Annotated in this window: 18 protein-coding genes and 2 pseudogenes; 19 read left to right on the forward strand and 1 reads right to left on the reverse strand. The window is 51.8% G+C overall.

Annotated elements, in window-relative coordinates; genetic code table 11:
* Positions 1-116: 116 nt before the first annotated feature.
* The 19 genes and pseudogenes from IPI86_RS06260 (at position 117) to IPI86_RS06350 (ending at position 12,477) form a co-directional block, all read left to right on the forward strand.
* A pseudogene (locus IPI86_RS06260) lies at positions 117-810 on the forward strand (aldo/keto reductase).
* Positions 804-962: an aldo/keto reductase gene (locus IPI86_RS06265; RefSeq protein WP_345297138.1), complete on the forward strand. Its 159-nt coding sequence runs from the start codon at positions 804-806 to the stop codon at positions 960-962. The pseudogene IPI86_RS06260 and the gene IPI86_RS06265 overlap by 7 nt, the downstream one beginning before the upstream one ends.
* A gap of 1 nt (position 963) precedes the next feature.
* Positions 964-1,155: a hypothetical protein gene (locus IPI86_RS06270; RefSeq protein WP_345297139.1), complete on the forward strand. Its 192-nt coding sequence runs from the start codon at positions 964-966 to the stop codon at positions 1,153-1,155.
* A gap of 36 nt (positions 1,156-1,191) precedes the next feature.
* Positions 1,192-1,413, forward strand: a complete 222-nt coding sequence (locus tag IPI86_RS06275) for a hypothetical protein (protein ID WP_345297140.1) — start codon at positions 1,192-1,194, stop codon at positions 1,411-1,413.
* A gap of 92 nt (positions 1,414-1,505) precedes the next feature.
* Positions 1,506-1,868, forward strand: a pseudogene (locus IPI86_RS06280) (chromate transporter); the annotation flags it as partial.
* Between the two features lie 773 nt (positions 1,869-2,641).
* Entirely contained in the window at positions 2,642-2,980 is a 339-nt protein-coding gene (locus tag IPI86_RS06285) for a hypothetical protein (protein WP_345297141.1), read from the forward strand.
* A 26-nt stretch (positions 2,981-3,006) separates the two neighbouring features.
* Positions 3,007-3,663 (forward strand): M3 family metallopeptidase, encoded by a 657-nt coding sequence (locus IPI86_RS06290; protein WP_345297237.1) that lies wholly within the window; start codon positions 3,007-3,009, stop codon positions 3,661-3,663.
* Positions 3,664-3,756: 93 nt separating this feature from the next.
* The gene (locus tag IPI86_RS06295) at positions 3,757-4,791 is read left to right on the forward strand and encodes a sugar phosphate nucleotidyltransferase (RefSeq protein WP_345297142.1); all 1,035 of its coding nucleotides are present in this window, start codon (positions 3,757-3,759) and stop codon (positions 4,789-4,791) included.
* Positions 4,792-4,797: 6 nt separating this feature from the next.
* Complete coding sequence (locus IPI86_RS06300; protein WP_345297143.1) at positions 4,798-5,007, forward strand: hypothetical protein; 210 nt, start codon at positions 4,798-4,800, stop codon at positions 5,005-5,007.
* 9 nt (positions 5,008-5,016) lie between these two features.
* Positions 5,017-6,204 (forward strand): aminotransferase class I/II-fold pyridoxal phosphate-dependent enzyme, encoded by a 1,188-nt coding sequence (locus tag IPI86_RS06305; protein ID WP_345297144.1) that lies wholly within the window; start codon positions 5,017-5,019, stop codon positions 6,202-6,204.
* 118 nt (positions 6,205-6,322) lie between these two features.
* Complete coding sequence (locus tag IPI86_RS06310) at positions 6,323-7,183, forward strand: sulfurtransferase (protein WP_345297145.1); 861 nt, start codon at positions 6,323-6,325, stop codon at positions 7,181-7,183.
* 51 nt (positions 7,184-7,234) lie between these two features.
* Positions 7,235-7,633 (forward strand): STAS domain-containing protein, encoded by a 399-nt coding sequence (locus IPI86_RS06315; protein WP_345297146.1) that lies wholly within the window; start codon positions 7,235-7,237, stop codon positions 7,631-7,633.
* A gap of 6 nt (positions 7,634-7,639) precedes the next feature.
* A complete protein-coding gene (locus IPI86_RS06320) occupies positions 7,640-8,335 on the forward strand; it encodes a Type 1 glutamine amidotransferase-like domain-containing protein (protein ID WP_345297147.1) in 696 nt (231 codons plus the stop codon).
* A 77-nt stretch (positions 8,336-8,412) separates the two neighbouring features.
* Complete coding sequence (locus tag IPI86_RS06325; RefSeq protein WP_345297148.1) at positions 8,413-8,784, forward strand: STAS domain-containing protein; 372 nt, start codon at positions 8,413-8,415, stop codon at positions 8,782-8,784.
* A gap of 148 nt (positions 8,785-8,932) precedes the next feature.
* Positions 8,933-10,156, forward strand: a complete 1,224-nt coding sequence (locus tag IPI86_RS06330) for an MFS transporter (RefSeq protein ID WP_345297149.1) — start codon at positions 8,933-8,935, stop codon at positions 10,154-10,156.
* A 52-nt stretch (positions 10,157-10,208) separates the two neighbouring features.
* Positions 10,209-10,433 (forward strand): hypothetical protein, encoded by a 225-nt coding sequence (locus IPI86_RS06335; RefSeq protein WP_345297150.1) that lies wholly within the window; start codon positions 10,209-10,211, stop codon positions 10,431-10,433.
* 15 nt (positions 10,434-10,448) lie between these two features.
* Positions 10,449-10,763 carry a redoxin domain-containing protein gene (locus IPI86_RS06340; RefSeq protein WP_345297151.1) on the forward strand — a complete coding sequence of 105 codons (315 nt, stop codon included), beginning with the start codon at positions 10,449-10,451 and terminating at the stop codon, positions 10,761-10,763.
* 24 nt (positions 10,764-10,787) lie between these two features.
* Positions 10,788-11,741, forward strand: coding sequence for a protein-methionine-sulfoxide reductase catalytic subunit MsrP (gene msrP / locus IPI86_RS06345; protein WP_345297152.1), 954 nt, complete (start codon positions 10,788-10,790; stop codon positions 11,739-11,741).
* A gap of 58 nt (positions 11,742-11,799) precedes the next feature.
* Positions 11,800-12,477, forward strand: coding sequence for a protein-methionine-sulfoxide reductase heme-binding subunit MsrQ (locus IPI86_RS06350; RefSeq protein ID WP_345297153.1), 678 nt, complete (start codon positions 11,800-11,802; stop codon positions 12,475-12,477).
* A gap of 119 nt (positions 12,478-12,596) precedes the next feature.
* On the opposite strand, the gene IPI86_RS06355 is transcribed toward IPI86_RS06350, so the two are convergent.
* On the reverse strand, positions 12,597-12,824 hold the full coding sequence (locus IPI86_RS06355; RefSeq protein WP_345297154.1) for a hypothetical protein: 228 nt from the start codon (positions 12,822-12,824) through the stop codon (positions 12,597-12,599).
* Between the last annotated feature and the right edge of the window lie 44 nt (positions 12,825-12,868).

Here is a 12,868-nt window from a genome sequence, read left to right on the forward strand (position 1 = left end):
ATACACCAACCTCGGCAAAACTGGATTGAAGGTCTCGCGTCTGTGTTTGGGGATGATGACCTACGGCTCAAAAGCAATGGCGCGAGTGGATATTGGATGAAGAACAGGCAAGCCATTTGTCAAGCGCGCTGGATGCGGGCATCAATTTCTTCGACACCGCGGATGTTTATTCATGGGGAAAGTGAAAACGTTACAGGCAATTTACTAAAAAGGAATCAAAAGAGAAATATCATTGTCGCTACAAAGGTATTTCCACCATGAGCGATGACGTAAATGACCGCGGCCTCGCGCAACACATCATGGACTCCATCGACAAATCTCTGAAACGCCTGCAAATGGATTACGTGGACTTGTACCAGATTCATCGCTGGGACTACAACACGCCCATCGAAGAAACGATGGAAGCCTTGAATGATGTCGTCCGCGGGGAAGGCTCATTACATCGGCGCATCGTCGATGTTTGCGTGGCAATTCATGAAGGCACTGCATGTTTCAGAGATGAACGGCTGGTCGAAGTTCGTGTCAATGCAGAATCACTATAACCTCGTTTACCGTGAGGAAGAGCGCGAAATGATCCCGTTGTGCAAAGATCAGGGCATCGGGCTGATTCCGTGGAGCCCGATGGCGCGCGGATTTTTTGCAGGCAACCGCAAACGCGGCGGGGGCGGCGAGACAAAGCGCGCACAAAGCGATCCATTTGCCAATGAGTTGTATTTCCGCGAAGAGGATTTTGTCATCGCTGAGCGCCAGCGGAGGTGGCGAAGAGTCACAATGCATCGGCTTCGCAGGTGGCATTGGCCTGGGTGCTGAACAAGCCCCATATCGCCGCACCCATTATCGGGTCCAGCAAGATCGAGCATTTGGATCAGGCCATCGCCGCGTTGGAGATCAAACTCAGCGAAGACGAAATCAAGTCGCTTGAAGAGTTGTATCAGCCGCATCCAATTCTGGGACATGCGTAAGATGTATATCCGTTTTCTATTCCTTGGCTATCGAATCTTTTGTTTTTTGTTTCGGCCTGTGCGCATGGGCGTGCGGGTGATGATGATCCAGGATTCGAAAGTGACGCTCGTGCGGCAAACGTATTTACCGGGCTGGTTCATGCGGCGGCGGACTCAAACGCGGCGAAACATTGGATCAGGCCGCGCGGCGTGAAGCATTCGAGGAAACTGGCGCGGAACTTGGGAAAGTTTGGCTGATGGGCGCGTACACCAGTTTCAAGGATTGGAAGACCGATCACAATCTTGTTTTTGTCTGCGAGATTTCAAGATCACGGGCAAACCCGATAGTGAGATCGCCGAAATCCAATCCTTCCCTTTGGATGCATTGCCCGCAGGGTTGTGGCCGGGACATGTGCGCAGACTCGAAGAATATAAAATGGGACAGGCGAACCCGCAATTTGGAGAGTGGTGAAATGGAATGGAAATTGCTTTGGGAAATTTTTATACTATTCACACGGGTGGCATTGTTTTCGTGGGGCGGCGGACCCGGCATCGCTGGCGTTGATGCAGCGTGAAGTGGTGACTGCGGGCTGGGCATCCAACGAAGAGTTCGCGGATGCGGTGGCAGTAGGCAACGCCTTGCCTGGGCCAATCGCGCCGCAGGTTTCTGCGTATGTGGGGTATAAAATATCCGGGCTGTGGGGTGCCGTCTCTGCGACGATGGGAACGGTGTTCCCAACAACTTTATTGATGCTGATCATGGTGGTTTATTTTTTCAGCATCAAAGACAGCCCGGCGGTGGCGGCCATGTTGAAGGCTGTGCGGCCTGTGGTTGTAGGTCTGCTTTTATGGACGGCATACACCATGGCGTATGCTGTTTTTAGTGTAAGCAAGGTCGGCTGGGGAAATGGCCTCGTGCAAAACTGGGACAAGGTCATCATCGCGATTATCGCTTTTGCGCTGCTTACTTTAACCGAGATCAACCCTGGTCTGGCTGGTCATCGCTGGGGCCGTTTTTGGGTTTATTGCATACAAGTAAAAAGGAGATTTCTCATGCTTAAGAATTTACCATCCACACCAGAGGCCATCCTTGCAATGGAATGGTCCGATTACGAACCGCATTTCAAGGCTTTGCAATCCGTCGAATTGACAGCCGCCAACGTAGGCGAGTGGCTCTCCGATTGGTCTGCGCTGGCAGATAGATTGGACGAGCAATTCACGCGCCGCTTTGTCGCGACCACGCAATACACGACCGATGAGGAAATCGAGAAGAATTTCAATCACTTTATCGAATCCATCCAGCCCAATGCGCGCACAGAGGAGCAGAAACTGAAAGAGAAACTGCTCGCCAGCGGTTTACAGCCCGCGAACTTCAAAATGGGGCTGAAGAAAATGCGTGCCGAAGAGGATATCTTCAAGCAGGCCAATCTTGAATTACTGACCGAGGAACAAAAATTGAGCGGCGAGTACGACAAGATCCTCGGCGCACAGACCATGATGTGGGAGGGCGAGGAACGCACCATTTCGCAAATGTTCCCCCTGTATCAGGACAAGGATCGCGCGGTCCGCGAAAAAGCGTGGAAACTGGTTGTGGATGTGCGCGTGGAGAACCGCGAAGCGATCCATAGCCTGTGGAAAAGTTCATGGACTTACGGCTCAAGATCACAAAAAATGCCGGCATGTCCAACTATCGTGACTATATGTGGGCGCAAAGATTCCGCTTCGATTATTCACCCGCTGATTGCAAGACCTTTCACGATGCGATCGAAGAGGTCGTTGTCCCTGCGGCAACTCGTCTTTATGAAAAACGCAGAAAGAAGTTGGGACTCGAAACGCTGCGTCCGTGGGACCAGATGGTAGATACATCAAATCACAGTCAGCTTAAGCCATATCAAACCATCGACGAATTCAAATCCAAGTCAAAGGATGTATTTACCAAAGTGGACCCGAAGTTTGGTGAGTACTTCCAGATCATGCTGGATCATGACCTGCTCGACCTTGAAAGCCGTAAGAACAAGGCGCCGGGGCGTACAACCTGATCTATGGGGTCAGTCAAAAACCATTCATCTTCATGAGCAATACCGGCACACCGCTGGATGTGGATACCATACTGCATGAAGGCGGACATGCCTTTCATGCATTTGAAGCGACCGTCGTTCCGTATTTCCATGAGCGCGCCGAGAATTATGTCCCTGCTGAATTTGCGGAAGTGGCCTCGATGGCGATGGAATTGCTGGCTTCTCCCTATATCACCAAAGAACATGGTGGTTTCTACACCGAAGGCGAAGCCGCGCGCGCGCGTTTCGAACACCTTGAAGGAATCGTCACGTTCTGGCCGTATATGGCGTTGGTAGATGCCTTCCAGCATTGGATCTACGAAAACCCGAAGATCAGTTCAGACCCGGTACAATGTGATGAGAAATGGGGGGAATTGTGGGATCGCTTCCTCCCCGGTGTGGATTACAGCGGACTCGAGGATGCCAAAAAGACCTATTGGCATCGCCAGGGACACATCCACACGGCTCCTTTCTATTACATTGAATATGGTCTCGCTCAATTGGGCGCGGTGCATTTGTTTGTGGAGGGCTTTGGGATTCAGTCACCCCCTCACCGCGATTACTTGAATTATACAGAAAAGCATTTTGGGAACGCAAACAATCCAAACAGATGGTGTCTCGAATGTTTTGCTTTTATTCGCCCCATTCACACTCGGTTTTCCTGAATTGGTTTCAGCCTTGAGTGATGAGGCGTTTTTACGTCATTGGCAGGTATTCATTGGTAAAATAAACTCGAAATCATTCACAGGAGAAATCTCTTGGCTGAAACTCTAAAGATCGTCATTCCCATGGCTGGCTGGGGAACCCGAATGCGCCCGCATACGTGGAGCAAGCCGAAGCCGCTGGTAAGTGTGGCTGGAAAAACGTCACTTGAACATTTGATGGATATGTTCAAGACTCTGCCGGAACCTGAAAATGTGGAATACATTTTCATTGTGGGGCCATATCTCGGCGAACTGCAAGTCCCCCCTTTCATCAAGGAAAAATATCCAAATCTCAAGGCGCATTTCGTGGTGCAGCATGAAATGAAGGGACAGTCGCATGCGCTGGCGCTGGCCCGCGAGTATCTGCACGGCCCGATGATGGTCTGTTTTTCAGACACTTTAATGGAAACAGACTTCTCCTTCCTCGCAAACGAGGCGGCGGATGGCGTGGCCTGGGTGATGCCGGTGCCCGATCCGCGCCGCTTTGGGGTGGCCGAGCTCAACAACGACGGCTGGGTGACGCGCTTCATCGAAAAACCGCAAAGCATGGACAACAACCTTGTGGTAGTTGGGTGTTATTACTTTAAGAGCGCCGAGAAACTCCTCGCCGCCATTGACGAGCAAATGCAGCGCGGCATCATGCTCAAAGGCGAATACTTCCTCACCGATACGATCACTATGATGATCGAACATGGCGCGAAGGTCCGCACGAATCAGATCAGCACCTGGCTGGATACGGGAACCATCGAAGCGACTCTGGACACGAACCGCATCCTGCTCGACCGAGGGGCTGATAATTCGTCCGAAGCAGCGACCAGGCCGACAGTTAAGATCGTGCCGCCGGTCTTCATCCACCCCACCGCTGAAGTGGATTCAGCTGTCATCGGGCCATATGTTTCCATCGGCGCGAATTGCAAGATCAGCGCAGCCGTGATCCAGGACAGCATCATTGAAGAAGGCACCCAGATCAAGCGGGCCGCTTTGAAGCGGTCTTTGATCGGGAGCAATTGTCACATTGAAGGTCAGACAGACAAGGAAGAAGCTTCATCGCTGAATATCGGCGATAACAGCAGCGTGATCCACCCGTAGAAAATTATGGAAACCGTCGAATGCCGTTCCGATACCGAATATGCAGAGAGGCCGCTTTCATTGTTATGGCAGGGATGCCGCTATGAAATTGCGGAGATCATTTCGCGCTGGCGCGGGCCCGGCGAAAAAGGGTTCTGCGTAAAAACGGCAAATGGCTCCACCTTTGAATTAACGTACCAGGAAATCTCAGACGACTGGCACGTACAACCCATATAAGGAGGCTCAATGCAGGCAGTAAGTGAAGTAGGTAGTGTGGCTCGATTGTCGAAGCGTGTGGCTGAATTAAAGCCCAGCGGCATTCGCAAATTTTTTGATATCGTTGCAACCATGAAGGATGTGATCTCTCTGGGGATCGGTGAACCCGATTTCACCACACCCAAACCGATCCTCGATGCGGGTATTCGTTCATTGCAAAATGGCGAAACGCACTACACATCCAATCATGGCAAGGTCGAGTTGCGTCAGGGGGTTGCGGAGAATCTGCAAAAACTCTACAACGTAAAATACGACCCGCTCACTGAAGTTGTGGCGACCGTGGGTGTTTCAGAAGCGTTGTATCTCACCTTCACCGCCATTCTGGAACCGGGCGATGAAGTCATCATCCCGACACCCTGTTTCGTTTCCTATCAAGCGGAAGTCATTCTCGCAGGCGGCGTACCGGTTGAAATTCCCGCGCGCCTCGAAAACAACTTCACCATTGACCCGGACGACATCCGCAAGGCCATCACCCCGCGGACGAAGGTCATCTTTATTGGTTATCCGTCCAACCCCACTGGAGCCGTGGCTCCCCGTGAAGTAATGCTGGAGATCGGAAAAATTGCAGAACAGCACGACCTGATCGTGGTCTCCGATGAGATCTACGACCGTCTCGTGTACGATTTCGAACACGTCTGCTTCCCCGCATTGGATGAAAGCCTGCGCCGCCGCACCGTTCTGCTCGGCGGATTTTCCAAGGCTTACGCCATGACGGGCTGGCGCATCGGCTATGCCTGCGGCCCGGCAGATATCATTCAAGGCATGGTGCGCATTCATCAATACACCATCATGTCTGCGCCGACCACCGCACAGGATGCCGCCATCGAAGCGTTGAAGATCGGTGAGCCGCATGTGCAGGAAATGGTGACGGAATACAATCGCCGCCGCCGTCTGCTGGTGGATGGATTGAACCGCCTCGGCCTCTCGACCTTTGAGCCGCGCGGCGCTTTCTATACATTCCCCAACATCAAAGCCACCGGCATGGATGATGAAACCTTTGCCGAAACTCTATTAAAAGAAGAGGGTGTGGCTGTTGTGCCGGGCAATGCCTTCGGCCCGGGCGGAGAGGGTTTTGTCCGCGCTTGTTATGCCACTGAGTACAGCAAGATCGAAGAAGCCCTGCGCCGCATGGAACGTTTCATGAGCAGGCACGGGTAAATTCAGTGAATAGCAATCAGTAATCAGTTGGGACGGGCTTCGTAAAGTGGTCCGTCCCTTTTTTATTTACATCCGCAACATATCGTATAATTTTCAAATTCAACAAAACAGGTGTCCCATGTCAAACGCAAAAATCACATCTTCGTTGGTGTCCGTTCAATGGCTGGCAGAAAATTTCGAGGCCGGGAATTTGGTCATTTTGGATGCGAGCATGAAACCGGTCACGCCCGTAGGGGATGCTTCTTCACAGGGAGGCACCGCCTGCATCAAAGGTGCGCGGCGATTCGACTTTGACAACGACATCCGCGAAAAGAACACCGACCTGCCGCACATGATGCCTTCAGCGGAATTCTTCACCGAAGAAATGCAAAAGCTGGGAATCAACCAGGACAGCGCCATCGTGGTCTATGACTATGTGGGCGTGTATTCCAGTCCGCGGGCATGGTGGATGTTCCGCGCGATGGGACATAATCAGGTGGCCGTACTCGATGGCGGCCTGCCTGCGTGGAAGAAGGCTGGGCTTCCGTGTGGAGAACAAGCTGAAAGAGAATCCAGCCAGCGCGGAGATTTCATTGCACATCCGCAGGCGGGATTGTTCTTTGATTCTGCGCAGGTTCGCGAAGCACTCACCGATTCCAATTTTGCCGTGCTGGATGCCCGCTCGGAGGGGCGCTTCAAAGGCGTGGAACCCGAACCGCGCGCGGGACTCCGGGGTGGTCACATGCCCAACTCGCTCAACCTGCCTTTCGCAAACGTCGTCGTGGATGGTTTCGTCTTGCCGCCCGCCCAACTCGAATCCGTTTTTTCAAAATTGGTTAAGAAAGAACAGAAGCTCATCTTTAGCTGCGGTTCCGGCGTCACAGCCTGCATCGATGCATTGGCGGCGGAATTGGCAGGTTATTCAAATCTTTCCATCTATGACGGTTCGTGGGCAGAATGGGGATTGCCATCTTCGGGATTACCGGTTGAAACAAATTAACACATTCACAATTCGATAAATTTATTTTTACAAAAATACAGGAGAGAGAAAATGGACAACACGTTAACCATCACCAAAAGCATGGAAGGAAACACCTGCGTTCTACACCTTGCTGGCAGAATCGATGGACAAAGCGAAAGCACCCTGATGAAATCCGCGCAGGATGAACATAACGCAGGCGCGCGTTACCTACTGCTCGACCTAAGCCAGGTGGAAATGCTCACCAGCGCCGGGTTACGCATCATTCATCTCATCTACAAACTCTTTACACCCAAGGCTGATGTTGAGGAATGGGAAAAGAATCACCCGGGCGAGCCTTATAAATCCACGTATTACAAACTTGCAGGCGCAAGCCCCGAGATCTATTACATCCTCAATATCGCGGGGTTCCTGCGCAACATTCCCATCTATGCAGACTTGCAGGAAGGCCTGCGTTCATTTAAAAGTTAGCAAAGCATGGGATACATCCTCCTCGAAGGCGGCGCTGAATTTGGCGGACAGATGTCCGAACCTGATCTGCGTGCCATTGAATTGGCAGGCGGATTCGATGCCCCGATCTGCATCATCCCCACAGCCGCCGCGCCCGATCACAATCACAAACGCGCGGGGAATAACGGCATCCGCTGGTTTCGAAGCCTCGGTGCGCGGAATGTCTTCGCTGTGGATGTGATCGACTCAACCAGCGCGAACGACCCCGCCCTCGCCGCATCCATTCGGACCTCGAAACTGGTCTATTTACTCGGAGGATTTCCCCGCCATTTGGGAGAGACTCTTGCAAACAGCCTGTGTTGGCAGGCGGCATTGGATGCCCATGAACATGGAGCGGTCATCGCAGGCAGCAGCGCGGGGGCGATGGTTCTGTGTGAACATTATTACGATCCCTACGAAAAGAAAGTAGTGCGCGGACTGAATCTAATTCCCAACGCCTGTGTCCTACCACATCACAATAACTTTGGGAGATCATGGGCGAAACAACTGCTTCAATTATTACCCAACGCCACCCTGATCGGCATAGACGAATCCACTGGAATCATTAATGATTTGGATGGCGGGTGGCAGGTCCACGGTGCGGGGGAGATCATGCTTTATCACGGGGACCAGTCCACAGGTCATGGGCGAGGCGCGCATTTTCATCTTCATCGTATTGCATGATTCAAGTCACCTGCAATTTCCGCTGATAAATTCTGGTTTATAAACAAGCGATAACGGATGTATAATTTTATTTATCCATGGAAACGACTTTAACCATCACACGGGAAGAAATCCAGGCAAACAACCCCATCACGGTGTTGCACCTGCAAGGCTGGCTCGATGCAAAAGGGGAGGAAAATCTGCTTGCCGCCGCGCGCGCCGCATACAGTGAAGGTGCGCGGTTCATGATCCTCGACCTTGCCGGAGTGGAGACGCTGACCAGCGCAGGCATGCGGGCCATGCACAAAGTTTATAAACTATACACTCCCACTGAGGAGCGCATGAAGAGACTGCGCGTATCGATCTGCAACGCTCCCGTTCAGGTGAATAATATCCTTGGCATCACGGGTTTTCTATTAAATATCCCCAGTTATCGCAACATGCAATTGGCAATCGATTCATTCAAGTAACAGCGCATTCAACCTGAATTTTTTTTGAAAATCTTTCTTCCCTGTTGACACAACACAAAGAAGAAAGATTATTTTATTAAATGATGTTGTGCAAAGGGTGCGGCGTGCCGCACCCGGGTGAATTCAATAAGCGAAGGCAGGCCTTATCATGAGATCCACATTCCGCGCTTTACGAAACAAAAATTTCGCAGCATTGCTTTTCGGCCAGACCCTTTCGCGCATCGGCGATTTTCTTTTTCAGATCGCGCTCGCATGGTGGGTGTTGGAAAAGACAGGTTCCGCCACGGCGATGGGCACGGTTCTCTTTTTCAGCACATTACCCATGGTCGTTTTTGTGCTGGTCGGCGGCGTGGTCGTGGATCGGATGCGGCGCGGCCTGCTGCTTTTCATGTCTGACATGGCGCGTTGTTTTATCATGGTGGTGGGGGCATGGCTCGCATTTACAGACCAGCTCGTGCTTTGGCAGATCTACGTGATCGCGATCCTCTTCGGCTTTGCCGATGCCTTCTTTTTGCCCGCATATAACGCCCTCATCCAGCAAATGGTCGCAGAGGAAGACCTGCCCAGCGCAAATTCCATCAATAGCCTGAGCATGCAATTCGGGCGCGTGGCTGGCCCAGCCATCGGCGGATTGATCGTCGGCTTCGGTGGAACAGCCGTCGCATTTGGATTCAACGCCCTGTCATTTTTCATCGGCGCGTTGACAGTGGCCTCGCTTCTTAACCTCCCCGCGCCTGCCTCTACAGACCAGGGCGGATTCACCCTCAAGCAGTTCAAGGAAGACCTGCGCGATGGATTCGGCACGATCTTTTCAACGCCCGTTTTATGGGTGGCGATCCTTGTTTTTGCGTTTACGAATATTACGCTTGCAGGCCCATACAGTATCGCCATGCCTTTCCTCGTCCAGCAGGAATTGGGCGGCGATGAAAAAATGCTCGGATTCATTTATGCCATCTTCCCCATCGGTTATGCCATTGCCAGCCTCATCATGGGAAGTTTTCAAAAGATCCGTCACCGCGGAATTGTTTTTTATGTCTGCGGCGCGATCGCAGGCATTGGTCTCGGCGTATTCGGTTTTGGGCTGCCTTTATATTTGCTGGTCATCGCCGCGCTTCTCAACGGCGCAGCGCTCGAAATCGACGGACTTATCTGGACCAACCTCATGCAGGAAAAAGTCCCCCCCGAAAAGATGGGACGCGTCTCCAGCGTGGATTCACTTGGGTCGTTCGTTCTACTCCCGATCGGTTTTGCATTCACAGGCTGGCTGATCGACACCATCGGCGTGACATCCGTTTTCATTGCCGCGGGCGCAGTGACGGCTGTGATCAGTTTACTGCCCCTGCTGCACCCTGTGATTCGGAAATTAGATTAGCCGCTCAATTCCTAAGCAAACTATCATCTGCATATAAGAAAGTTTTTTTAGAATGGGGACATCAACAAGACATGAAAACTTTCCTTGTCGGATTGTTATTTTATTAACCGCCTGCGCTGCAACTCCAAAAACTGCGCAAACGAATCTCACCACGCTGCCTGACCTCGGGCCAGCCCCCGAACTAAAAAATGATATCTGGCTAAATGTAGATTCGCCCCTGCGTCTTGCAGATTTGCGCGGAAAAGTCGTCGCCATCGACATGTGGACCTTTGGCTGAATTAATTGTCAACATGTGATTCCTTCGTTGAAGGAATGGGACGAAAAATATCGCGACCAGGGACTTATCATTATCGGCAACCATTACCCTGAATTTTTCTTTGAAGAAGACCTCGCCAACCTGAAAGCCGCCGTTGCCGAAAATGGAATCAAATACGCAGTTGCACAGGATAACGACGGTACAACCTGGCGGGCATACAAAAATCGTTACTGGCCTACACTATACCTGATCGACAAAAATGGACACATTCGCTATATCCATATCGGCGAAGGAAGATATGAGGAAACAGACACAGCCATTCAAAGTTTGCTTGCCGAGCAATACCCATAAAACATTAATATTAAGGAGAGAGTTATGACCAGCTTATTCAAAACCGTTCCGATCCGCTCATCCGAGATCACGCCGAAGAGTGTGTATCTTTCACGCCGTGATTTTATGAAAGCCGCCACGCTCACCACAGGGGCGGCTTTGTTGACTGCCTGTGCTCCTTCCGTGGCCGATGCTTCCGCAGATGAGGCACCCGTTCCAACGTCAGGTGCGACCGATGAATTGGGCGACCCGGTCAACTCCTATTCAGATATCACCAATTACAACAACTACTACGAGTTCACCGTCGATAAACAGCAGGTGGCCGACGAAGCGCAAGGGTTCAGCCTCGCCCCGTGGACCGTGGAAGTGGGCGGCCTGGTCAACAACCCGAAGACATTTGGCATCGAAGACCTGTTGAAGTTGTTCCCGCAGGAGGAACGCATTTATCGTTTGCGCTGTGTGGAAGCCTGGAGCATGGTCATCCCGTGGACAGGCTTCACCCTCGCCAGCCTGCTCGAAATGGTCGAGCCGACTTCAGATGCGAAGTATGTCCGCTTTGAAACTGTCTTCCGTCCCGAGGAAATGCCCGGGCAAAAAAGCCCGTTCTATCCGTGGCCGTATCAGGAAGGCCTGCGCCTCGATGAAGCCATGAACGACCTCACCCTGCTTGCCACGGGTTTGTATGGCGAACCCAACGTGGCACAAAATGGCGCGCCGATCCGTTTGGTGGTGCCGTGGAAGTATGGCTTCAAATCCATCAAATCCATCGTGAAGATCGAGCTGGTTTCCGAAGAGCCTTCCACGCTTTGGAGCAACATCGCCTCGAACGAATACGGTTTTTATGCAAACGTGAATCCCGATGTGGATCACCCGCGCTGGTCACAGGCCTCCGAGCGGCGCATCGGTGAGCTCAACCGCAGACCCACTCTGCCCTTCAACGGCTACGGCGAACAGGTCGCGAATCTGTACGACGGCATGGATCTGAGTGTGAATTACTAAACCAGAGATAAGCGGAGATCGCAACAGCATCTTCGTTTATATTCGACAAAAACACTTCATGAAAAAATTCCCATACACACCGTTACAGATCGCCGTTCACTTGTATGCATGGTCGGGTCTTGTACTTTTGCTTTTTGATTATTTCACAAGCAACCTCTCCCCCAATCCAATTCAAGACCTTGAACAGCGCACAGGCAGACATGCCATCACATTGCTTGTGCTTTCACTGCTATGCACCCCCATCAACACCATCTTCAAATGGAGCGAGCCGCTCAAACGCCGCCGCGCGCTCGGTGTGTATGCTTTCCTTTATGCAGCCATTCACATGATCATCTTCGTCGATCTTGATTTCGGGCTGGCGTGGAGCAGTGTCATAAAAGAAGTTATTGAAAAGCCGCGCCTGATCGTCGGTGTCATCGCCTTCATACTGCTAATTCCGCTGGCGCTCACTTCATTCGACATCTGGAAAAAACGCCTCGGCAAAAACTGGAAACGCCTGCACCAACTCGTCTATCTCATCGCGCCGCTGGTCTTCCTTCATTATATTTGGAGCAAAAAAGGCGACCTGCTTTCATTACAGGGAGAAGTCCTCAAACCGATGATCTACGGACTCATCATCGGGATTTTCCTCATCTTCCGCATTCCCCCGATTCGAAAAGCACTCGCCTCTTTTTCGACCCGCAGTCTGGCTCTGCTCAATAAAAAGGATCCACAACCCAAAGTGGATACGCCATAAGAACAAGTGCGTCGCACCAGCTCGTTCGGGGGGGGGGGGCGAAGAACCTCTGAATTTAGCGTAGGCGAGGGATTAAAAAGAAATTTCAACTCGCTTGGTGCGACGCACTCAATACTTCGTTAGAAAATTCCGCGCAGGAGCAACAGCAGACCAACGATTGCCAGCGGAACGCCGATGATCGCACCGATTACCGTCAGGCTGACAATCACGCCGACGAGGATCAAGACGAGGCCAAGCACCATCGCAACGAAGCGGCCTGTCAACTCCACGATCACGGCAAGCAGTTTCCAGATTGCGGCGAATGGCCACAAATACCAGGGGATATGTTGTTTTGTTTGAGTAGTCATAAGTACCTCCGCTTTGTTTTACGCAAAACCAGCCAAAACGATGC

It is taken from the genome of Candidatus Villigracilis affinis (assembly GCF_016705895.1).
Taxonomy (GTDB): Bacteria; Chloroflexota; Anaerolineae; order Anaerolineales; family Villigracilaceae; genus Villigracilis; species Villigracilis affinis.

Excerpts from the sequence above, each read along its gene's own strand:
- IPI86_RS06270 (WP_345297139.1), top strand. The coding sequence starts at position 964 with ATGTATATCCGTTTTCTATTCCTTGGCTATCGAATCTTTTGTTTTTTG.
- IPI86_RS06285 (WP_345297141.1), top strand. The coding sequence starts at position 2,642 with ATGTGGGCGCAAAGATTCCGCTTCGATTATTCACCCGCTGATTGCAAG.
- IPI86_RS06300 (WP_345297143.1), top strand. The coding sequence starts at position 4,798 with ATGGAAACCGTCGAATGCCGTTCCGATACCGAATATGCAGAGAGGCCG.
- IPI86_RS06305 (WP_345297144.1), top strand. The coding sequence starts at position 5,017 with ATGCAGGCAGTAAGTGAAGTAGGTAGTGTGGCTCGATTGTCGAAGCGT.
- IPI86_RS06310 (WP_345297145.1), top strand. The coding sequence starts at position 6,323 with ATGTCAAACGCAAAAATCACATCTTCGTTGGTGTCCGTTCAATGGCTG.
- IPI86_RS06315 (WP_345297146.1), top strand. The coding sequence starts at position 7,235 with ATGGACAACACGTTAACCATCACCAAAAGCATGGAAGGAAACACCTGC.
- IPI86_RS06320 (WP_345297147.1), top strand. The coding sequence starts at position 7,640 with ATGGGATACATCCTCCTCGAAGGCGGCGCTGAATTTGGCGGACAGATG.
- IPI86_RS06325 (WP_345297148.1), top strand. The coding sequence starts at position 8,413 with ATGGAAACGACTTTAACCATCACACGGGAAGAAATCCAGGCAAACAAC.
- IPI86_RS06330 (WP_345297149.1), top strand. The coding sequence starts at position 8,933 with ATGAGATCCACATTCCGCGCTTTACGAAACAAAAATTTCGCAGCATTG.
- IPI86_RS06335 (WP_345297150.1), top strand. The coding sequence starts at position 10,209 with ATGGGGACATCAACAAGACATGAAAACTTTCCTTGTCGGATTGTTATT.
- msrP (WP_345297152.1), top strand. The coding sequence starts at position 10,788 with ATGACCAGCTTATTCAAAACCGTTCCGATCCGCTCATCCGAGATCACG.
- IPI86_RS06350 (WP_345297153.1), top strand. The coding sequence starts at position 11,800 with ATGAAAAAATTCCCATACACACCGTTACAGATCGCCGTTCACTTGTAT.
- IPI86_RS06355 (WP_345297154.1), bottom strand. The coding sequence starts at position 12,824 with ATGACTACTCAAACAAAACAACATATCCCCTGGTATTTGTGGCCATTC.